This window comes from Streptomyces sp. NPDC004031 (assembly GCF_053604375.1).
This window is the reverse complement of the sequence record NZ_JBSGHL010000074.1, coordinates 19,568-39,772: the sequence shown is the minus strand read 5'-3', so window position 1 is coordinate 39,772 and position 20,205 is coordinate 19,568. Positions and strand designations below refer to the sequence as shown.

17 protein-coding genes are annotated in these 20,205 nt (G+C 75.1%); 6 read left to right on the top strand and 11 right to left on the bottom strand.

The features are described from left to right. Positions 1 to 87 precede the first annotated feature (87 nt). From ACWERV_RS32635 to ACWERV_RS32620, 4 genes are all read right to left on the bottom strand, one after another. Complete coding sequence (locus ACWERV_RS32635; protein ID WP_452940081.1) at positions 88 to 837, bottom strand: D-Ala-D-Ala carboxypeptidase family metallohydrolase; 750 nt, start codon at positions 835 to 837, stop codon at positions 88 to 90. A 141-nt stretch (positions 838 to 978) separates the two neighbouring features. Then, positions 979 to 4,521: a ricin-type beta-trefoil lectin domain protein gene (locus tag ACWERV_RS32630; protein WP_452940079.1), complete on the bottom strand. Its 3,543-nt coding sequence runs from the start codon at positions 4,519 to 4,521 to the stop codon at positions 979 to 981. A 224-nt stretch (positions 4,522 to 4,745) separates the two neighbouring features. Next, a complete protein-coding gene (locus tag ACWERV_RS32625; protein ID WP_452940078.1) occupies positions 4,746 to 5,120 on the bottom strand; it encodes a YybH family protein in 375 nt (124 codons plus the stop codon). Positions 5,121 to 5,448: 328 nt separating this feature from the next. Then, a complete protein-coding gene (locus tag ACWERV_RS32620) occupies positions 5,449 to 5,901 on the bottom strand; it encodes a hypothetical protein (protein WP_452940076.1) in 453 nt (150 codons plus the stop codon). 131 nt (positions 5,902 to 6,032) lie between these two features. On the opposite strand from ACWERV_RS32620, the gene ACWERV_RS32615 reads away from it, so the two are divergent. After that, positions 6,033 to 7,886, top strand: a complete 1,854-nt coding sequence (locus tag ACWERV_RS32615) for an RNA polymerase sigma factor (RefSeq protein ID WP_452940074.1) — start codon at positions 6,033 to 6,035, stop codon at positions 7,884 to 7,886. Between the two features lie 30 nt (positions 7,887 to 7,916). Here the strand turns inward: ACWERV_RS32615 and ACWERV_RS32610 are convergent, their stop codons facing one another. Further along, positions 7,917 to 8,585 (bottom strand): Type 1 glutamine amidotransferase-like domain-containing protein, encoded by a 669-nt coding sequence (locus ACWERV_RS32610; protein ID WP_452940073.1) that lies wholly within the window; start codon positions 8,583 to 8,585, stop codon positions 7,917 to 7,919. Between the two features lie 238 nt (positions 8,586 to 8,823). On the opposite strand from ACWERV_RS32610, the gene ACWERV_RS32605 reads away from it, so the two are divergent. After that, positions 8,824 to 9,072 (top strand): chaplin, encoded by a 249-nt coding sequence (locus ACWERV_RS32605; protein ID WP_398190051.1) that lies wholly within the window; start codon positions 8,824 to 8,826, stop codon positions 9,070 to 9,072. An 87-nt stretch (positions 9,073 to 9,159) separates the two neighbouring features. Here ACWERV_RS32605 and ACWERV_RS32600 read toward each other — a convergent pair whose 3' ends face one another. The 6 genes from ACWERV_RS32600 to ACWERV_RS32575 form a co-directional block, all read right to left on the bottom strand. Beyond that, positions 9,160 to 10,200, bottom strand: coding sequence for an NAD(P)-dependent alcohol dehydrogenase (locus ACWERV_RS32600; protein WP_398190048.1), 1,041 nt, complete (start codon positions 10,198 to 10,200; stop codon positions 9,160 to 9,162). A gap of 21 nt (positions 10,201 to 10,221) precedes the next feature. Continuing rightward, positions 10,222 to 10,992: an SDR family NAD(P)-dependent oxidoreductase gene (locus ACWERV_RS32595; RefSeq protein WP_452940070.1), complete on the bottom strand. Its 771-nt coding sequence runs from the start codon at positions 10,990 to 10,992 to the stop codon at positions 10,222 to 10,224. 7 nt (positions 10,993 to 10,999) lie between these two features. After that, positions 11,000 to 11,692, bottom strand: coding sequence for a TetR/AcrR family transcriptional regulator (locus ACWERV_RS32590; RefSeq protein WP_452940067.1), 693 nt, complete (start codon positions 11,690 to 11,692; stop codon positions 11,000 to 11,002). A gap of 113 nt (positions 11,693 to 11,805) precedes the next feature. Next, positions 11,806 to 13,470: a beta-1,3-glucanase family protein gene (locus ACWERV_RS32585; protein WP_452940064.1), complete on the bottom strand. Its 1,665-nt coding sequence runs from the start codon at positions 13,468 to 13,470 to the stop codon at positions 11,806 to 11,808. 349 nt (positions 13,471 to 13,819) lie between these two features. Further along, a complete protein-coding gene (locus ACWERV_RS32580; protein WP_452940062.1) occupies positions 13,820 to 14,344 on the bottom strand; it encodes a DUF3291 domain-containing protein in 525 nt (174 codons plus the stop codon). 48 nt (positions 14,345 to 14,392) lie between these two features. Beyond that, positions 14,393 to 15,049, bottom strand: a complete 657-nt coding sequence (locus ACWERV_RS32575; protein ID WP_452940059.1) for a helix-turn-helix transcriptional regulator — start codon at positions 15,047 to 15,049, stop codon at positions 14,393 to 14,395. Between the two features lie 269 nt (positions 15,050 to 15,318). Here ACWERV_RS32575 and ACWERV_RS32570 point away from each other — a divergent pair, with 269 nt between their 5' ends. The 4 genes from ACWERV_RS32570 (at position 15,319) to ACWERV_RS32555 (ending at position 20,153) form a co-directional block, all read left to right on the top strand. Then, a complete protein-coding gene (locus ACWERV_RS32570) occupies positions 15,319 to 16,032 on the top strand; it encodes a DUF5995 family protein (protein ID WP_452940056.1) in 714 nt (237 codons plus the stop codon). A gap of 216 nt (positions 16,033 to 16,248) precedes the next feature. Continuing rightward, on the top strand, positions 16,249 to 17,601 hold the full coding sequence (locus ACWERV_RS32565; RefSeq protein ID WP_452940053.1) for a cytochrome P450: 1,353 nt from the start codon (positions 16,249 to 16,251) through the stop codon (positions 17,599 to 17,601). Positions 17,602 to 17,643: 42 nt separating this feature from the next. After that, entirely contained in the window at positions 17,644 to 18,606 is a 963-nt protein-coding gene (locus tag ACWERV_RS32560; protein ID WP_452940050.1) for a terpene synthase family protein, read from the top strand. Further along, positions 18,603 to 20,153, top strand: coding sequence for a hypothetical protein (locus tag ACWERV_RS32555; protein WP_452940047.1), 1,551 nt, complete (start codon positions 18,603 to 18,605; stop codon positions 20,151 to 20,153). Before ACWERV_RS32560 ends, ACWERV_RS32555 begins: the two co-directional genes overlap by 4 nt. Positions 20,154 to 20,205: the final 52 nt, after the last annotated feature.

The window sequence follows — 20,205 nt, the reverse complement described above, 5'->3', positions numbered from 1 at the left end:
TTTATGCTATTTCCGCCGTGTGCAATACCGCTGGGGGGGCGGGCGGCCGCCCGCCGGGGCCGTGCCCCGGCGGCCGGCCGCGCACCGTCAGACCGTGCCGTTCTCCCACCACCAGGCCCGCCCCAGGTCGGCGCGGCTGTCGACGTGCTGGTGGTCCTCGGTGTACGTCTCCAGACCGGAGAAGCCGCAGGTCTCGGCCTTCTGGTAGACCGTCTTGTTGGCGACGCCCGCCACCCCGAGGTCCGCGGCCGTCCCGTACAGGTGCATGCTGTCGGAGGCGCCGCCCACCGAGGCGTTGTGCGCGATGCTGCGGAAGCCGGAGTTGACGGTGACGGGGACGTTGCCGAGCTTCTTGCGCAGGGCTTCGAGCTTGTACATCAGCCGCCGGACGTTCTCCTTGGCCGCGGCCGCGCCGACCTTGCCCCCGTCGAAGGTCCCGCTCACCCGGTCGGTGAACTCGCTGAAGTCGAAGTGCGCCGTCGAACCGTCCGACTGCTGGAGCGCGTTGAGCTGCGCCTGGGTGGCGGGACCGGCGACGGCGTCGGAGGCCAGACCGTACGCGGACTGGAACAGGCGCACCGCCGTCGCCGTCCCGGGGCCGAAGTCCCCGTCGACCGCGACCCGGGTGTGCGCGGGGCCGGACGTGGCCCAGCCCGCGACCCGGATCTGCAGCTCGGTGACGTCCGCGCCGGTCATGCCCTGCTGGAGGGTGCGCGACCAGGAGTACGCGGAGGCCGACTGGGACAGCAGGACCGGGCCGAGTACGGCGCCCGTACCGGCGGCCAGCGTGCCGCGCAGCAGGGTGCGGCGGTCGAAGGGGAAGGAGGAGGGGGCCATCGTTGTCCTCTCGCTGACCGGCCGGGGCGTGCCGCCCCGCGGACGTGGGCGGTCCAAGGATGCCGCTGGTGCCTGAGGTGCTCAAGGGGCAGGCGGGCGAACTTCTGCCGGGCGGCGGGCGAACTCCGCCCGGCAGGAGCGTCAGCGCAGCCGGAAGACCTGGGCCGCGGTGCCGTTGCAGTCGTACAGCTGGAGCGCGTCCCCCTGCCGCGCCAGCCCGCCGCTGTCGTCCAGGCAGCGTCCGGAGGGCGAGTTGAACAGGGTGCCGTCCGAACGGCTCGTCCAGGCCTGCGCGCCCGTGCCGTTGCAGTCCCACAGCTGGACGCGGGTCCCGTTCGCCGTGCCGCCGCCCACCGCGTCCAGGCACTTGCCCAGCGCGTGCAGCGTGCGGTCCCCGGGGGCCGACCAGCGCTGCGCGTCGGTGGAGTTGCAGCCCCACAGCTGCACGGGGGTCGTCGAGGCCGGGTCGGCGTTCGCCACGTCCGCGCACAGCCCGCCGGGACCGGTGAGCGGCCCCGGCGGCAGCTTCCAGACCTGCGCGCCCGTCCCGTTGCAGTCGAAGAGCTGGAGCTGGACGGCGCCGGGCGTGGCGTTGCTGTCGGGCACGTCGAGGCAGCGCCCGGACGCCGGGTTGAGCAGGCTCCCGTCGGTGCGGTGGGTCCACAGCTGCGCCGCCGAGCCGGTGCAGGACGCGAGCGCGACGGGCGTGCGGTTCGCCGTGCCGCCGCCGGAGGCCGTGACGCAACTGCCGAGCGTGCGCAGCGTGTTGTCGGAGGCGAGGGTGAACTGCTGGCCCGCGGTGTGGTTGCAGCCCCACAGCTGGAGCGCCGTGCCGTCCGCCGCCGAACCGCCGCGCGCGTCCAGGCAGTCGGCCCCCGCCCCGACGACCTCCCCGGCGGCCGGGTTCGCCGTGGCGCTGCCCTCCAGAGCCACAGTGTGCGCGGTGCCCACCGGCAGCGCCGCCGTGGTCACCGTGACGGTGCGGCGCTGCGGATTCCACGACCATTCCGTCTCCGGCACCTGGGTGCCGTCCACCCGCACGGCGGTCGGCGCGGCCGAGTTCGACAGCCGCAGCGTGTACGCCCGGGAGACCGGGGCGCCGGGCCAACTGCCGCTCTGCGCCCCGACGGTGAGGGTCCGCGCGGCGTCGTTCCAGGACAGCGGCGTGGTCGCCGACTGGCCCGCCGTGTAGCCGGTGCCCTCACCCGCGTCGGTGTACACCGAGGACGAACCGTTCGCGCCCGCCGCCACGTTGACCGTCAGCGCGGTCAGCGGCGCCTGCGCGCTGCCCGCGTAGTCGGTGCGCGTCGTCAGCATGCCGCCGCCCCGGACCAGCACCGGGAACTGCCCGAGCGGGGCGGTCATCGTCACCGTGGCCGGGCCGGTGTACGTGCGCCCGGTGAAGTAGTCGGTCCAGCCGCCCGGCGGGACCCACACCGACACCGAGCCGTTGCCCGAGCCGTCGTTCGGCGTGGTGATCGGCGCCACCAGCACGTCGTCGCCGTACAGGTACTCGCCCTGGGCCCGGTAGGCGTCCTCCTGCGCCGGGTAGTCGAGGTACAGCGGGCGGACGATCGGCACGCCCGTGGTGCTCGCCTGGTGGGCGAGGGTGTAGGTGTACGGCACCAGCGCCTCGCGCAGCCGCAGCGCCTGCGCGGCGGCGGTCGCGGCCGCCCCCGTGTAGTTCCACGGCAGCCGGTCGCCGTGGTCGGAGTGCAGCCGGTCGACGGGCTGGAAGGCGCCGAACTGCAGCCAGCGCACGTACAGGTCGTCGGCCAGGTGGCCGCCGTGGAAGCTGCCGATGTCGTGGCTGACGTTCGACAGCCCGGCGGCCGCCTCGTCGGCGGTGAAGCGCACCTCGGAGCCCAGCATGTCCCACGTCGCCGGGGTGTCCCCGGTGAACTGCATGCTGGTGCGCCGCTCCGACCACGGCCCCAGCGCGTAGCTGCTGTCGTCGCCGCCCTGCTCGGATCCGCCGATCCTGGCGAAGGAGAAGCCGCGCAGGCCCCTGGCGGCCGCGTCGTCGGCGTACGCCTGGTTGATCAGGTTGTCCGGCGCGACGTGCGGGTCGCTCGCCGTCGAACCCCCGCACCCGCCGCAGTAGTCCAGCCACCACTCCCGCACGCCCTGCTGCTCGAACGGCTGGTGCAGGCCCAGGTAGGCGCCGAGCTGGGCGCTGCTGGACCAGTCGAAGCGGTAGGTGTTCCCGCTGTCCACGGTCAGGCCGCCCGCCGCGCTGTTGGCGGCGGCGAAGCGCGGGTCGTCGCCGTTGATGCTCGGGTGGATGTTCATCGCGACCGACAGGCCCTGCTGCTTCGTCCAGTCCAGGAAGCCCTGCGGATCGGGGAAGAGCGCGGAGTTCCAGTTCCAGCCGTTCCACTGGCTCGGCGACTTCCAGTCGGTGTCCACCACCAGCCAGTCGAGGGGCACGTTGTTCGTCCGGAAGGCGGGCAGCAGCGTGTTCTCGTAGTCCGCCGTGGTGTAGGCGTAGTAGCGCGAGTACCAGACCCCGTACGCCGAGCGCGGCAGCAGCGCGGTGCCGCCGGTCAGGGCGTTGAGGTCGGACAGGCCCTGCTTATAGTCCTGGCCGTAGCCGAGGAAGTAGCCGTCCTGGTAGGGCGACGTCCCGTGCGAGGGGCGGTCGGTGACGGTGTGCCCGGAGCCGAGGAGCGCGCTGCGGCTGTCGTCGAGCAGGTACCAGCCGCTCCGGTCGAGGATCCCGGGGTGCTCGGGTACGGGCAGGGTGCGCGGGTTGTCCAGCGTCCGCGACCAGCCGCCGAGCGTGTCCGCGGGCCCGGCGCCGTAACCGGTGGTGACCAGGCCGGTCTGCGCGGCGGGATAGGCCGTGGTGGTGAGCGGGGTGACGGCGAGGCTGTCGATGTTGACCCGGCCGGTGTCGCCGGCGTTCTGCACCAGCGACAGCGCGTTCGTGCCCGCGGCCAGGTGCACGGTGACCGACGCCGTGGACCAGTCGTTCCACGAGGCCGTCGCGGGCAGGCTCAGCGCGGGCCCCGCGGCGCCGCCGACCCGGGTGGACAGCGTGCCGGTGCCGCCCGCCGCGTTGGAGTAGCGGACCTGCAGCCGGTAGTCCCCGGCCGCCGGGACCTGCGAGACGTCCTGCGCGATCCCGCTGCCCGCGGCCTCGTAACCGGCCACGAAGGCGCTGCCGGTGTAGCCCGTGTGGTCGTACGCCGTCGCCGCCCGCCCGCTGAACAGCGCGTCCTCCCCCTCGCAGGCGGTCCCGAACGCGCAGTAGGACGGGAAGGCGGGTTTGGCCTGCACGCCCGTCCCGGCCAGCGTGACCGTGGTGTTGGCCGCGGTGAAGGGCCCGCTGCCCTCCTTCCAGCGCAGCGTCAGCGCACTGGTCCTGATCTCCCGGTAGCCGTCGGAGCTCACATCGGTGGTGTACGCGGGCGGGCTGAAGGAGCGGTTGACCGCGTTGAAGGTGGCGCCGTCCTGGAAGGCCCCGTCACCCGCGTACTCCAGCCGTACCAGCGTCGGCGTCAGCACCTCGAAGCGCGCGTTGCCGTCCACGACGGCACCTGACGCCGCGTGCGCCGCGGTCGCCCCGCCGACGACGGCGACCAGCATCGAGGCCAGCAGCGCCAGGCAGGCGGCGACGAGCGGCCCCGCCCGGTGGGCGTACGGGTGCGGGCGCGGTGCTCGCGAGGGACGAGGACGCACGGGAACCTCCCGGGAGGATCGTCGCCGACATCGTTGTCAGAATCATGTCGGGCAGGCGCGGGGAAAGCCGGTCGGGGGCAGGGGGCCGCCGTCCGGTCCGGAAGTCGCGCGGGTGCCACGGGCGGCCGGCCGGTGGTCCGAGTTTCCGGGTGCGGCGCGGACATGTCAATGACGCGGACGGGCCCCGGCTCCTTCGCCGCCGGGCCCTGCCGGACCGGCGCGCGTCACGGACTCAGGTGCTCGTGCAGCATCCGCCACTCCCCGTCGCGCCGCACGACGACGTTCGTGCCCCGCCCGGCCCCGGACCGGGGCCGCCCGCCGACGGTCCCGGTCCAGGAGAAGCGGTAGCGGCACACCGCGTGCGCGGGCCCGAGGACGACCCACTCGACGTCGCTGATCTCGTACGTCTCCTCGCCGATGGCGGCGAACGTCCGCGCGATCGCCGCCGCGATCTCGGCGCGGCCCCGGTGGGAGCCGTCCGAGAACCAGTAGACCGCGTCCTCGGCGATCAGCGGCATGACCCGGTCGAGGTCATGGCTGTTGGCGGCCTGCTCGTAGCGCCGCAGGAAGGCGGTGAGCTCGGCGGCGGCATCGGTCACGGGCGGCGCACCGGACCGGGCCGCGCGACGCCGGTCCCGGCCCGCACGGCGGCGCCGGGCCGGGTCGCGTCTTCCTCACGTGTGTCGGGCACGCCGCCCATCATCGGGGTGCCGCCCGCGCGATGTCATCCGGTGTGCGAGGACGGCTCCGCGCCGGAGCCGGGCGCCCGGTGCGCAGGCGGCCTACGCCATCGGGACCCGCGGCGTGGACGGGCGGTATCAGGTGACGCGCTGTCGCCCTCCGGTCACGCTCGGGGCGCCTAGGCTCGGACGTGTCCCGGCGCCGCCCGCGACGTGTACGGGTGCGGCGTCCGGGACGGTCACGGTTTCAGCGGGGTCGGCGCGGTCGGCGGTGGACGTCATCGGGGTCACGGGGAGTACGGCGGGGCGGGCGCGGCGCGCCGGGGCGGCCGTGCGCGCGCACATACGCGTCGAGCACGGCCTGGTGGCGTGCGGCCAGGCCCTGCGCGAGACGCTCGGCGTCCTGCGCCGACCCGGCGTCGCGCAGCAGCCCGCGCAGGTCACGCGCGGGCTGGCTGCGGGCCCGCCACCAGAACCAGTGGCGTACGACCGCCCCCGCCACGGTGCGCAGGACGTGCGCGGCCGCGAGCACGGCGGCCACGGGGACGGCGGTCCCGTGCGCGAGCGCCGCCACCGGCAGGGCCACCGCCGGTGCGTGCGCGGCGAGGCGGTGCCCGAGCCCGCCGGGGCCCGGCCAGGGGCGGTACGGGTCCGGGCCCGCGGGGTGCCGGGGGCCGTCGGGGATGCCCGGTCCTTTCATGGTTCCTCCGTCGCTGTCGTGGAGCGGTTCGGAGGTCCGGGTCGGGGCGGGCGGGGTTTTCCCATGGACGGCGCGAACTTTTTTCGGCGGAGTCGGCGGAGTCGGCGCATTCGGCAGAACCGGGGGACGCGATGAGCGGCGGGGACGAGCTCCAGGACGGGCGGGGGGACGCCGAGCTGGTCGCCGCGGTCCTCGCGGGCGGCGCCGGGCCGCGGCGGACGCGGGCGCTGGAGACGATCGCCTCCCGGCACTACCGCGCGGTGCTGCGGCAGTGCGCCCGGCTGCTCGGCGAGGACGCGCAGGACGGCGCGGACGTCGCCCAGAAGGTGTTCGAGGACGCGGTCGCGAGCCTGCTGCGCGGGCGGGGTCCGGCGAACCCCGAGAAACTGGGCGCCTGGCTCGCGGAGTTCGCCAAGCGGCGGGTCCTCGCGTACTGGCGGGACAAGCGCCCCGGCGGCACGGCCGTCACCCCCGGGGACGACGGCTTCGACGCGCTGCCCGACGACGAGGAGTCCCGGTCCGGCAGCGCCGGGCGGCGCGCCCATGTGGAACGGCTGCTCGCGATCGTGGTCGGGTCGCTGACCGCCCACCAGCAGCGGATCTACCGGCTGCGGATCGTGGAGGGGCTGAGCGGCCGGGAGATCGCCGCGCGGACGGGTACGGCCGTGGCGACCGCCGACAACCAGGCCCATGCGCTCAAGGGCCTGCTCGCCGACGGCTTCCACGCGCTGGTCCTGGTCCAGGAGGGCCGCTCCCACTGCCCGGAGCTGGCCGCGATCCTGGACGCCGCGGGCGTCACCACCGTGACCGCGGACAACTTCACCCCGGGCCTGCGCGAGCGCGTCGTCCGGCACTTCGGCACGTGCGCGATCTGCGACGCGTGCGGGGTGTGCCAGGTCCAGCGGCGCTTCCTCGCCGGACCGTACAGCCCGGTCTTCTTCCCGATCGTGGACGGTACGGACCTGCGCGACCGGGTGCTCGACCACATCCGGCAGACGACCGGCGGCCCGCCCGCCCAGCCGCCCGGCTCTCCCGCCGCGGCGGGCGCCGCCACGGCGGGCGCGGCGGCGGCCGGTGCGGGGCTCGCCGCCGTGAGCGGCGCCCGGCGCGCGGCCCGGCGGCGCCTGCGGCTTCCCGGCCGCAGCGCGCCATGGGTGGCCGCGGTCGCCGGGGTCGTCGCCGTGGCGCTGGTGGCCGCCCTCGTCGTCGCCCTGACCCGCCGTCACCCGTCCGGGAGCGGGGCCACCCCGCCCCGTTCAGCGACCGCCACCGCCACGGCGGTGTCCCGCGTCGGCACCCCGGCCGTACGCACGCAGCGCGCCGACGACTACTTCACCGCCGCCGGCGCACCGGGCCGCACGTACGTGGGGCACGTCCAGGACCCGGTGCTCTCCGGTGTCACCGACCCGGCCGTCGCACGCGACCTCCAGACGGCGCTGCGCCGCCCGATCCTGGACTGGCAGGCGGCGGCGGCGAACGGGCCGGTCTCGCCCGCCGCCCCGGTCGCCGCGCCCGCGGACTCCTTCGACGAGCGGACCACGGTCATCACGGCGGGCACCCTGCTGACCGTCACCTACCGCTTCAGCGGCGGCGACGAGTTCGGCGGCGGGGGCGGACGCACCGTGGTCGTCGACACCACGACCGGCACCGTCCAGACGCCGGACCGCCTGCTCACCCCGGCCGCCGCCGCGCCGCCCGGCGCCCGGCGCATCACGGCGGCGCTCAACTCCTCCCCGCAGGGCCGCAAGCTGACCTCCTACGGCTGCCCGGCGCTCACCGACTCCTTCGTCGCGGCCAACGTCCTGGCCCGCCCCTCCGCCTTCGGGCGGCTGCCCTTCGGCGTCACCGGCGCCGGGATCGCCTTCATGGTCGCGCCCGGCAACCAGGACTGCGGCTGGCCCGACCTGGTCGTCGTGCCCTTCGCCGCCCTGACCGGCCTGGTCGACCCCACGGTGCCCGCTCGCGCCGCGGGGAGGCGCCGGTGAGCGGCCGGCCCGCCTCCCGGACCGCGGCCGTCACGGATGGAACCGCCAGCGGCCCTCGGAGACGACGTCCACCTCGCCGTCGCGGACGCGTACGGCCGTGTCGTCGTCGGTGAAGTAGACCGGGAAGTCCGCCCGGGAGGCGATGCGGTCCGCCCAGGCGTCGTCCCGCTCGGGGAAGTCCGGCGAGTACAGGTGCGGCTTGAGGTACCAGTCGAAGAGGCCGAACGGCGGTTCCAGGGTCGTCGCGCCGAGCACATGGAGGTCCGCGGTGTCGCCGATGACGTCGGCGGAGTGCGCGGTGAGGTTGCGGCTGAAGATCATCGATCCCGCGCTGACGCCCACGTAGACCCGCTCCTCCAGCGCCTGGAGGAAGCTGCCGGCCAGGCCGTTGCCGGTGATGCTGCGCGCGAGGTGGTACTGGTTGCCGCCCTCGACGTAGACGACGTCGGCGTGCCGCAGCCGGTCGAGCACCACCGGCCGGGGCAGGCCGTTGAGTTCCAGGACGTCGAACTCCCGCCAGCCGAGGCCGTGCAGCCGGTTCATGTCCGCGAGGAACCACCCGTGGTCGCCGGGCTCGGCGACCGACGCCGTGGGCACGAACACGACGTTCGCGGATCCGAAGGGCTTTCCCAGCATGTCGCGCAGCGCGTCCCGCAGGGTCTCGTTGCGCAGGCCGCTCGCCGTCAGCAGAAGATTCACCGGGCGAGCCAAGCACGGCCCGCGGCCGCGCGCAACGAACCCGGGGCCCCGCTCCGGCCCGGTGGCAGCGCGCCTCCATGTGGCCGAATCCGTGCCCGGATCCGGCGAACTCGCGAGTGGCTGCCGCCTCGGCGCCCGCCGGGGCGGATACGTTCCGTGACGTCGCGTGTGCGGAACCTCGTGTCCGCAGGGCCCGCACCGCACGCAGAGGACCGTCGACCGACTTCGAGGAGTCAGCATGCGCATGCGTATGGCCGTCACCGCTTCCGCCCTGGCCGTCGCCGCCACCTTCGGGGCCGCGGGGGCGGCGTTCGCCGACTCGGGCGCCGTGGGTGCCGCGGTGGGCTCGCCCGGTGTCCTGTCGGGCAACACCGTCCAGATCCCGATCCACGTCCCGATCAACCTGTGCGGCAACAGCATCGACATCATCGCGCTGCTGAACCCGACCTTCGGCAACACCTGCGTCAACGGGAACGACGAGGGCTGAGTCCGGCACGCACCGACACAGCGGCGGGCGGGCTCCCGGCTTCCACGAGGAAGCCGGGAGCCCGCCCGCCGCGCGTGTCCGCGGTGGTCAGCCGTTGGGGAGGATGACCGCCCGGCCGTTGATGCTGCCCTCGTGCAGCCGCTCGTAGGCGCGCGGCGCCTCGTCCAGGGAGAAGGTCTCGGTGTGCACCGAGACCGCGCCGTCGCGGGCCAGCGCCAGCACCTCCTGGAGTTCGGGGCGGGTGCCCCAGTACGGGGCGCTGACCGAGACCTCGAAGGGCAGCACGCCGAAGCCGACCGGCAGCGCGCCGCCGCCGATCCCGACGATCGACACCTCGGCCTCGACCCCGGCCACCGCGCCCGCGGTGCGGACGGTCGGCGCCGCGCCGACGAAGTCGAAGACGGCCTGGGCGCCCAGGCCCCCGGTCAGCTCGCGGACGGCGGCGGGAGCGCCGTCGTCGGACAGCACCGCGGCGTGCGCGCCGACCTTGCGGGCCAGCGCAAGCTTGTCCTCGCTGACGTCCAGCGCGACGACCCGGGCCGGGGTCAGCGCCCGCAGCAGCTGGATCGCGGTGTGCCCGAGACCGCCCGCCCCGATGACGACCGCGGTGGACCCCGGCACCAGCTTGGGCAGCGCCCGCTTGACGGCGTGGTACGGGGTCAGGCCCGCGTCCGTCAGCGGCACGGCCGCGACCGGGTCGAGGCCGTCGAGGGGCACCAGGTGGCGCGGGTCGTCGACGAGCAGGTACTCGGCGATGGCGCCGGGCGCGCCCAGCCCCGGCGGCCGGATGCCCAGCTCGTCGGCGCGCAGGCAGTAGTTCTCCTTGCCCTCGGCGCACTTGGCGCACCGGCCGCAGCCCCAGGGCCCGTAGACGGCGACGGCGTCGCCCTCGCGGACCCCCGTCGTACCGGGGCCGAGCGCGGCGACCGTGCCGACGCCCTCGTGGCCGAGCGTGAGCGGCAGCGGGTAGGGGAAGCTCTCCGCGGGCCAGCTCATGACGGCGATGTCGCTGTGGCACACGCCGGCGGCGGTGACCTTCAGCAGCACCTGCCCGGGACCGGGCTCGGGGTCGGGTACGGTCACCACCTCGGGGGCGGCGCCGATGGTGCGGTACTGGAGTGCTTTCACGGTGGTCTCCTCTCCGGGGTGTCAGACGGCGGTGTACGCGCCGTCGACCAGGTGGTAGCTGCCGGTGACGAACGAGGCGCGGTCGCTGAGCAGGAAGGTGATCAGCTCGGCCACCTCCTCGGGGCGGCCCAGCCGCCCCGCCGGGTGCAGCGCCACGAGCGCGGCACGCGCCTGCTCGTCCATCCCGTTCAGCAGCGGCGTCTCGATGAAGCCGGGGCCGACCGCGTTGACGCGGACGCCCCGCGCCGAGTACTCGGCGGCGGCCGTCTTCGTCAGCCCGACCACGCCGTGCTTGGCGGCCACATAGGCGGGCGAACCGGCGAAGCCGACCGAGCCGAGGATGGACGCGACGTTGACGATCGCGCCGCCGTGCCCGGTCGCCTCGATCGCGGGCAGCTCGTGGCGCAGGCAGTAGAAGACGCCGTCGAGGTTGGTGCGGATGACCCGGTCGTACTCCGCGACGTCGTACGCCCCGGTGGGCGCGCTGGGGCCGCCGATCCCGGCGTTGTTCACCGCGAGGTCGAGGCCGCCGAAGGTGTCCACGGCGAAGCGGACGGCCGCCTCGGCGGAATCCGGGCGGGTGACGTCCAGCGCGGTGGCCGCGGCCGGGTGCCCCTGCGCCGCGAGGGCCGCGGCGGCCTTCTCGGCGCCGGGGACGTCGAAGTCGGCGAGGACGACGCTCGCGCCGCCCGCGGCCAGCTGCCGCGCGGTCGCCAGGCCGATGCCGGAGGCCGCCCCGGTGACCAGGGCGGTGCGTCCGGCGAATTCGGTGGGGATGGGGGTGGTGCTCATGGTGCTCTCACAAATCGGTAGTGCGTGGTTCCTGTGTGCTGTGGGCGGCCGCCGAGGCGGCCTCCCGGGTCAGGGCGTCGTACGCCCGCTCCATCAGTCCGGCCAGGCCCGTCCCGGCGCCGTCCGGCTCGTCGGGACCGCGGGCCCATGCCCGCAGCGCGGCGGTCAGTACCCCCGCCGCCGCCTCCACGACGACGGCGGGGCGCAGATCCTCCGGCGGGGTGCCGAGACGCTGGGCGACGATCCGCACCGACTCCTCCTGGGCGTCGACGCGGATCCGCTCGTAGGCGGCGAACAGCGTCGGCTCCCGGTCGAGCAGGCCGACGATCCGGCGCATCTGCGGGCGCAGGTGCGCGGCGGGCGTGTCCCGGTCGGCCAGCCAGGCCGCGACGGCCCGGCGGTAGGCCAGCAGCGGGGGCTCACCGGGCGGCCGCACGCGCAGCGCCGCGTTGATCCGGTCGCCGTCGTCACGGACGAAGCCCAGCGCGGCGTCCTCCTTGCCGGTGAAATGCCGGCTGAAGGTCCGCCTGGTGACGTCCGCGCGCCCGGCTATCGCCTCCACCGTGGTGGCGGCCAGCCCGCGCTCCAGGATCAGGTCGACCGCGGCCGTCGCGAGCGCCGCGCGGGTGCGCCGCGCCCTCAGCAGCCGCCGGTCCGCGTCGGCGGCGCCGCTACCCGGTTCCGTCCCGTCGGCGTCCATGTCCTCGACCGTACGCCTCGATGTCCCGATGGGACACATGTCCCGGTGAGACATATGTCCCACCGGGACGTGACCGGGACCGCGGGCCGGGCGGGGCGGCCCCGAGAGCAGGTCTAGCGGGTGAAGCCGAACCAGTTGACGTTCACGAAGTCGGCGCCGCTGCCCGAGGAGAAGACCAGGTAGACGTCGTGCACGCCGGTCGCCGCGGCCGTGAGGTTGGCCGGCACCGTCTGCCAGTTCTGCCAGCCGCCGCTGCTCCCGTAGTCGATCTCGGCGATCTTGGTGCCCGCCGTGCCGTCCAGCCGCACCTGGATCGCGCCGCTGACCCCGGCCGCCGCGCCCGAGGCCAGACGGGCGACGAACTGCGCCGGTGAGGACGGGCCGAAGTCCACGCCGGAGTACTTCAGCCAGTCGCCGCCCGCGATGTGGCCGACGTCCTGGCCGCCGCCGGTGTCGGTGCAGCTCTCGGTCTGCGTCCCGCTCTGCGCGCTGTACGACTCCGCCTGGATCGTCCCGTACGCGCTCGTCCCGCCGCCCGGCGGCGGGGTGGTGCCCGAGCCGGCGCCCGGACCGAGGGCGATCGTCCAGGAGGTCGGCGCGCCGTCCTGGAGGTGGCCGTCGACCGGCGCCGCGCCCGTGGGGCCGACGTCGTCGTAGGGGAAGGCGTAGCCGACGGTGGCGTACTTGTGCACCAGGCGGGCGTAGTGGTTGGTCGTCGCGTCGGTGTAATAGCCGGACGGGGAGACGCCGTCGGGCTGGTTGCCGCCGCCGGTCACCAGCAGCGAACTGCGGTTCAGGGCGGCGGCCAGGCGCGCCGCCACCGCGCCGCGGGCGTCGCCGCCCGAGTTGTAGAGCGGCCCGCTGGCGCAGCCGAAGATGTCGGCCGCGCTGGGCTTGGTGAACGGCACCCCGTTGGTGTTCAGACCCGCGAAGACCAGCGTGCTGCCGGACACGGTGCCGGAGTAGGAGCCGATGCTGCCCTGGCCGTTGATGGTCAGGGTGTGCGACTGGTAGTAACTCCACACCCGGTCCAGGTAGTTCGACCAGTAGCCGGCGAAGTCCACGGGGGAGTGGGCGGGCGCGAGGATGCGCAGCGCGGCGCCCGAGGAGTCGGTGGCCACCAGCCGGTCCCACGGCGCCCCGTCGGCCGCGTGCTGCGCCTGGAGCCCGGCGGCGATGGAGGCCAGCGCGCCCGAGGGCAGCGGGCTGACCGACTGCGCCCCGCCGCTGCCGGTCGTGGCCATCGAGACGGGCAGGGCGACCATGTCGACGTAGGAGATGTTCGCGTACAGGTTGGCGCTGTTGTACGTGAACTCGCAGAACGTCCAGTCGGTCAGCCAGTTGGGGTCGCTGCTGGTGAAGCCGGGCTGGACGAGTCCGGGTACGCCGCCGTTGCCGCCGGGCGGGTTGACGAAGAACTGGATCTTCTTGCCCACGGAGAACCAGACCCGGCCGCCGATCACGTAGTCCTGGAGCGTGAAGGCGGTGGCCGCCGAGCCCGAGGGCCCGAGCGCGATGGAGTAGTCCGCGACGGGCGTCAGCACGGACGAGGGGCTGGGCAGCCGCTGGAAGCGCCCGGCCTGGGTGACGAAACCGGGCCAGCCCGTGCTGTCCGCGCCGCTGATGTAGGCGTAGACGGTGGCGCTGCCGGAGTTGTTCCGGAGCGAGACGGGCAGCGACGGCCCGGCGGCAGCGGCCCGCGGGGCGAGACCGCCCGCCCACAGCGGGGAAGCGGCGGCGGCGCCGGCGGCCGTGAGGAAGGATCGCCTGGAGACCATGTACTCCTCCTCGAGGACGGCGGGCAGGCGTCGGCGGACCTGCGGTCGGGCACTGCCCGCGTGGGGGGATCGCCTATCGCGTCCGCCCGACCCGGGCACCGGCGCTGCCGCGACGTCCGTGCGGCGGGCCGCCGGCCGGCCGCGGGAAGGCGGAGGACGGGCAGCGTGAGGGGTGGTACGGGGTGGTACGGGGGGCGCGGAGCGGTCGGAGGGGCAGCGAGCACGATGTGCGCGGATGTCGCTGCGTGTGCACCTCTGAGTGACATTGATTGAACTCGCGCGGACGCCCGTCGTCAAGGCGGAAGAGAGCGCTCTCTTAGGGCGGTGGGCCGCTTGGCCGGAAACCGCGTCAGGCGGGTACGTGGCCGGGGTCCGCCTCGGCGGGGGAGTAGGGGACGGCGAAGGTGAAGGCGCGCGGCGACGGCCCGTTGTCGCGGAGGTCGGCGAGCCGTTCGAGGGCTTCCTCGACCGTCGGCAGGTGCCCCGCGGGGATCCACCACATGACCTGGTGCGCCTCGACGTGCCGCTCGAACCACTCGCGGCGCCGCCGCATGGTGTCGAGATGGCCGCTGCGGAAGGCGAAGTCGCGCAGGCTCTCGACGGACTCCCACACCGACATGTTCACGATGACGTTCTCGCCCGCGGGCCGCATCGCGGTGGCGTCGGGCTGCCCCTCCTCGGCCAGCCGCCAGACGAAGCCGGGCGCCCGGTCGGCGGCGCCGTTGACGGGGGCGAGCAGATCGACGAAGTCCCGCATGCGCGGGTCGTCGAGAGGGTGCCGCAGGGTGGCGACGTTGAGCTCGGCGAGATGGACACGGGGCCCGTCGCCCGCTGCGGGACCGGCGGGGCGGGCCGAGGTCTGGGATGAGGTCATGGCCTCATCCCAGCACGTCCCGCATTTCTATGTCAATGGCCATTGTTTTTAGTGGAGTTCGACGACGACGCAGCAGTGTCCGGGCCGCGGGTCCATCCGCGCCCGGACTCCTCCGTCGCCCAACAGCCCCTCCAGCAGCGCCAGGTTCATCCCGCACACCAGCGGCGGGAAGCTCTCCGCCACCGCGTGGAAGGGGCAGTTGCGCATGCGCACGACCCCCGGCGCGGAGCCTTCCGCGGCGGTCTCGGCGCGCGGCTCGTAGCCCCGGGAGGCGAGCAGCTCGACCGCCTGTTCCAGGCTCGCGCAGGGCTCCGCCGCGCCGCGCAGGGCCTCCCCGCGCCGCCGCGCCGCCCCGTAGAGCGCGGCGTCCGCGCCGGCCAGTTCGGCGGCCTCCGCCAGCAGTTCGGCGGCGGTGCGGTAGTCGCGCGCGGGCAGCGACACCGACCGCTCCCCCCGTGCGCGGGTGTAGACCTTGGCCGGCCTCCCCGCCCCCGGCCCCGTACGCCCCGTCAGGCGGCGGCTGCCGCTGTCCAGCAGCCCGGCCTCGGTGAGCCTGTCGAGGTGGTGCGCGGCGAGCGTCCGCCCCACCCCCGCCGCCTCGGCCGCCTCGTTGCGCCCGACCTCCCGGTCCTGTGCGGCCACGTACTCGTACAGCCGCCGCCGGACGGGGTCCTGCAGTGCCGCGATCGCCTCGATGTCCTCCATCCCCGCATTCTAGGAACAATCCCGATAGGCGATAGAGCGGCCCGACCGCGGCCCGACCGCGGGCCGGAGCGGTACGTCCGCGGCTGCCGTGAACGGGCCGCACCGCGGGCCACCCGGTGGGGTGAATCCGCCGCCGGCCCCTGGCATATGACGTTTCGGCGCCGCTTTACTGCTGGTGGCGGGCGGTGCCGCACGCTGTGCCGGTTCGCCGGCCGGGCCCACGGCCCGCGCCCCCTGCCTTCCCTCTCTCCCGGAGGACCCCCGTGACCGTGACGACGACCCCGGAGCTGCCCACCACCATCGACGACGTGATCGCCCGGATGCGGCAGATCGACGCCGCGCTCGACCCGCGCGACGGTGTCGCGTGCTTCAACCACGTGTATCTGAGGGTCACCGAGCTGGTGAAGGAGAACATCACCGAGGGGACGTTCTCCGACGGCCCGTTCCTGGAGCGCATGGACGTGATCTTCGCCGGGCTGTACCTCGGCAACGTCGCCGCGGCCGCCGCGGGCCGCCCCGTCGACCCCGCCTGGGAACCGCTGTTCCAGGCCCGCGACAACCGCGTCATCTGGCCGGTCCAGTTCGTGCTGGCCGGGATGAACGCCCATATCGACCACGACCTCGCCGTCGCCGTCGTCGAGACGTGCGCCGAGCGGCACACCACCCCGGACACTCCGCCGGTCCACGCCGACTACGAGAAAGTCAACGACCTCCTCGCCTCCGTCGAGGCCGAGATCCGCGCCGAGTTCGAGACCGAGGTCGTCAAGGTCGCCACCCGCGACGCCGAACTCCTCAAGCACGCCGTCAGCAGCTTCTCCGTCGCCGCCGCGCGCGAGGCGGCCTGGGCCAACGCCCGCTCGCTGTGGGCCGACCGCCGGATCGGCACGAGCCTCTACCGCGAGCACGAGATCGCCATCGGCAGGGCCGCCGCGAAGGTCAGCCGCGCGATCCTCCTCCCCGTCGTCCCGCCGCCCGCCGACTGACCCCCGCCCGCCGACTGACCCCGCGCCCGCCGCCGCCCGTTCACGGCGCCCGGGAGGCGCGGACCCCTGCGGGGGCCCGTCCGGCGGAGGCAGCCCGGCGCCGCTCGCCGGGCCGCCGTGCGACGACCTGCCCGAAGCCCGCGGGCGCCGTGGGCGGACCGGCACGCGCAGCCCCGGCGGGGTGGCGCGCCGCATCCCCCTGTGAAGGAGTCCGTGATGGTGATCGGCGTCGGCTCTGACGTTGCGTCCCTTCCCCTCGCGCCCGGGGCCCGGCGTCTGCTGGGACACACCGCGGCCATGCTGTGCGACCCGCTGGCCGTGCTGACCGAACTGCCGGAGGACCGGCCGCTGCTGCGGCTGCGGTTCGGGCCGACCACCCTCGTCCTGGTCAGCGACCCGCAGCTGATCCGTCGGGTCTTCCTCGACGACCGCACCTTCGACAAGGGCGGCCCGCTCTACGACCGGGCCCGCGAGGTCCTCGGCAACGGGCTCGTCACCTGCGCCCAGCGCGACCACCGGCGCCAGCGGCGGCTGTGCCAGCCGTCCTTCCGCCCCGACCGGCTGCCCGGTGTCGTCGCCGCGGCGGTCGGCTCCGTCCGGGAGATGACGGGTTCCTGGACCACCGGGCAGAGCGTCGACGTCACCGAGCAGGCCGTGGCCTTCGCCACCCGCGCCCTCCTGGGGAGCCTGTTCAGCACCGCGCTGCCCGGTACCGGCACCACGCGCATCCGCCAGGTGCTCACCGTCATGGAGGAGGGCATCTTCCGGCGCACGCTCAGCCCCGCCCTCGTCAACCGGCTCCCGCTGCCCGCGAACCGGCGCCACCGCGACAGCGTCGCGGGACTGCGCGGCGAGGTCGCCGCGATCATCGAGGCCCGCCGCGCCGAACCGCGCGACCACGGCGACCTGCTCTCCACCCTCCTGGGCACCGGCGGTCCCGGCACCGGCGACGGGGACCGGGACGTGCCCCCGCTGTCCGAGACGGAGATCATCGACCAGGCGCAGACCTTCCTGCAGGCCGGTGTCGAGGCCGTCGCCGCCACCCTCGCCTGGTCCCTGCACCTGCTGGCCGAGCACCCACCGGCCGCCGAACGCGTGCGCGCCGAATGCGACGCCGTCGTGGGCAGCGCGGCTCCCGGCCCCGACCACCTGCCGCGTCTGGCGTTCACCCGGGGCGTGGTGACCGAGGCCCTGCGGCTCTACCCCCCGGCCTGGTTCCTGACCCGCTCGGTGCAGCAGGGCACCGTACTCGGCGGCACCCGGCTGCCCGCGGGCACCGTCCTCGCCCTCAGCCCCTACCTCCTGCACCGCCGTCCCGAACTCCACCACCGGCCCCACCTCTTCGACCCCGACCGCTGGTACGACACCAAGCCCGACCCCACCGGCTTCCTGCCCTTCGGCGCCGGTGCCCGCCAGTGCATCGGCGACCGGCAGGGCACCGACACCGTCGTGACCGCCCTCGCCGTCATCGCCCGGGACTGGCGGCTGAGCCCCGTCACCGGCGTATCCGTGCGACCACGAACCCTGCTCGTGCCCCGGGGCCTGCGACTGCGGGTGACCGCCCGCTGAGCGAGGCCGCTCCCGGCAGCGGGCACCGAAGGGACCGAGCCGATGGCCGACGAACTCCCCGCCCTCCCCGACATCCCCTGCCCCTTCCCCCCGACCCTCGGCGCCCGCCCGCACCCCCACGCCCGGACCGCGGAACACGACGTCCTCACCCTGCTGGACGGCATCGGCGCCCCCGCCCAGCTGAAACGCCGACTCGCCGGCATCCGCCTCGGCCCCCTCACCGGGCGGCTCCACCCCGGCACCTCCCGGGAGGGCCTGTACCTGGCCATGCTCTACTCCGCCCTGTTCTGCCTGCACGAGGACTGGATCACCGGTCAGGATCCCGCCGGCCTCACCAGTGCCTACGACCGCGTCCTGGCCGTCTTCGACGGAGAACCCGCCACCGCGGCGGACCTGCCGCTCACCCGGCTGACCGGCCGTCTCGCCCACTCGCTGCGCGACGTCCGGCTGCCCGAGCACACCGACCGCTTCCGCACCGCGCTCGGCGACTACCTCCACGCCCACCGCTGGGAGGCCGGCATCCGGCGCCGGGCAGTCTCACCGGCCGAGTACCGGCGCATGCGCCCCGTCGTCCTCGGCGTCCGCCCGCTGCACGAGCTGTATCCGGTCATCCACCGCAGACCCGTCCCCGTACACCTGCTGGGCCACCCCGTCGTGGAAGCCCTCGGCGAGCACCTGGTGACCTTCCACTACCTGGTCAACGACGTGCACTCGCTGGCCAAGGAGCTGCGGGCCGAGAAGCATCCGCTCAACACCGTGCTCGTCCTGCGCGCCGCGCACGGCCTGTCCCTGCGGCAGGGCCTCGACGCCGCCGCCCGCGCCGCCGCCGAGGAACTGGACGCCTACCAGCGGCTCAAGACGACCCTGCCGCGCCTGGGCCTGGACCACCCGGCGCTGGCCGCCCACCTCACCGACCTCGAACGCCTCGCAGCAGACGCGGTCGCCTGGCACCTCGCGGCCCCCCGGTACCGGGTCGCGTCCCCGCGCCGGAGGACCGACCCGTGACCACCACGCCCCCCGGACCGGCCGAGGACGAAGCCCTGGACCGCCTGCACGCCCTCGTCGACGACCTCGGCAGCGGCGGCGGCGCCGTCACCCCCGCCGTGTACGACACCGCACGCGCGGCGACCCTGCTGCCCCACCGCCCCGGCACCGGAGACATGCTGCACTGGCTCACCACCCGGCAACAGCCCGACGGCGGCTGGGGCGACCCGCTGATCCCCCACGCCCGCGACCTGCCCACCCTCGCAGCCGTCCTCGCCCTCACCCGCCACCCGGCCCACCGGCACTCCGCCGAACGCGGCATCGCCTTCCTCCGCCGCCACGCCCCGCGGGTCTGGGGAGGCCCGGTGCCCCAGGACATCCCCGTCGGCCTGGAACTGCTGCTGCCCCCGCTCCTGGACGAAGCCCGCACCGCCCACCCCACCCTGCCCACCGCCCCCTACCACGCGCTGCGCACCCTGGGCGGCCAGCGGCGCCGCCTCATCACCCGCCACGCCCCGCACCCGGCCGGCACCCCGGCCGTCCACTCGTGGGAGGGCTGGGGCAGCCCCCTGCAGCCGCCGCCGGTCGACGGCAGCGGAGGCATCGGCCACAGCCCCGCCGCCACCGCCGCGGCCCTGCACCACCTCGGACACCGCGCCCCGGCCGGCACCCTGGACGCCTACCTCGCCCGTGCCGCCACCGGCCGGCCCCCGCTCCTGCCCACCGTCTGGCCCATCGGCGTCTTCGAACAGACCTGGGCCCTGCACGCCCTCGCCCTGGCCGGTCTGACCCGCCACCCGCGCCTCGCGGACCCGTGCGCCCGCAGGCTCGACGCGCTCCAGGCGGCGCTCACCCCCGCCGGTGTCGGCATGAGCGCCCATTTCGCCCCGGACGGCGACATGACCGCCACCGCGCACCTCACCCTCGCCCTCACCGGCCGCCCCACCGACGCGGCCGCGGTCGAGCGGTACCGCCACCAGGACCACTACCGCACCTATCCCGGCGAGCTCCAGTCCTCACTGACCACCACGGCCCACGCCCTGCACCTGCGGACACTCACCCGCCCCGGCGGGCCGGACGGCCCCGTCCACCGCTTCCTCCGCGACCGCCAGGACACCGACGGCCGGTGGAGCGGCGACAAGTGGCACACCTCCTGGATCTACATCACCGCCCAGGTCCTCTTCGCCCTGCCCGCCGCCGACGCCGCCGCCCGACGCGGCGCCGCCGCCCTTCTGCGCGCCCAGCGCCCCGACGGCGGCTGGGGCGCCCACCGCCACCCCACCGCGGGCGAAACCGGCTACGCCGTCCTCGCCCTCCACACCCACCCGCTCCCCGGCACCCCCGCCGCCATGTCCCGCGCCGCCCGCTGGCTGACCGCCTGGCAGCAGGCCGGCGCGACCTGCGACTGCCTGCTGTGGACCGGCAAGGAGCCCTACTGCCCCCAACGCATCGACCGCACCGTCGCCCACACCGCCCTCCTCACCACCGCCCGCCACACGGCCCGCCCCGGCGCCTCCGACGCAGGGCCCACACCGCGGGCGGCCCCGGGCACGCCCGCCTCGCAGTAGGGCCCACTCGGGATACCGCCTCCCCATCCGGCAGGGCCGCGCCGCAGCGAGG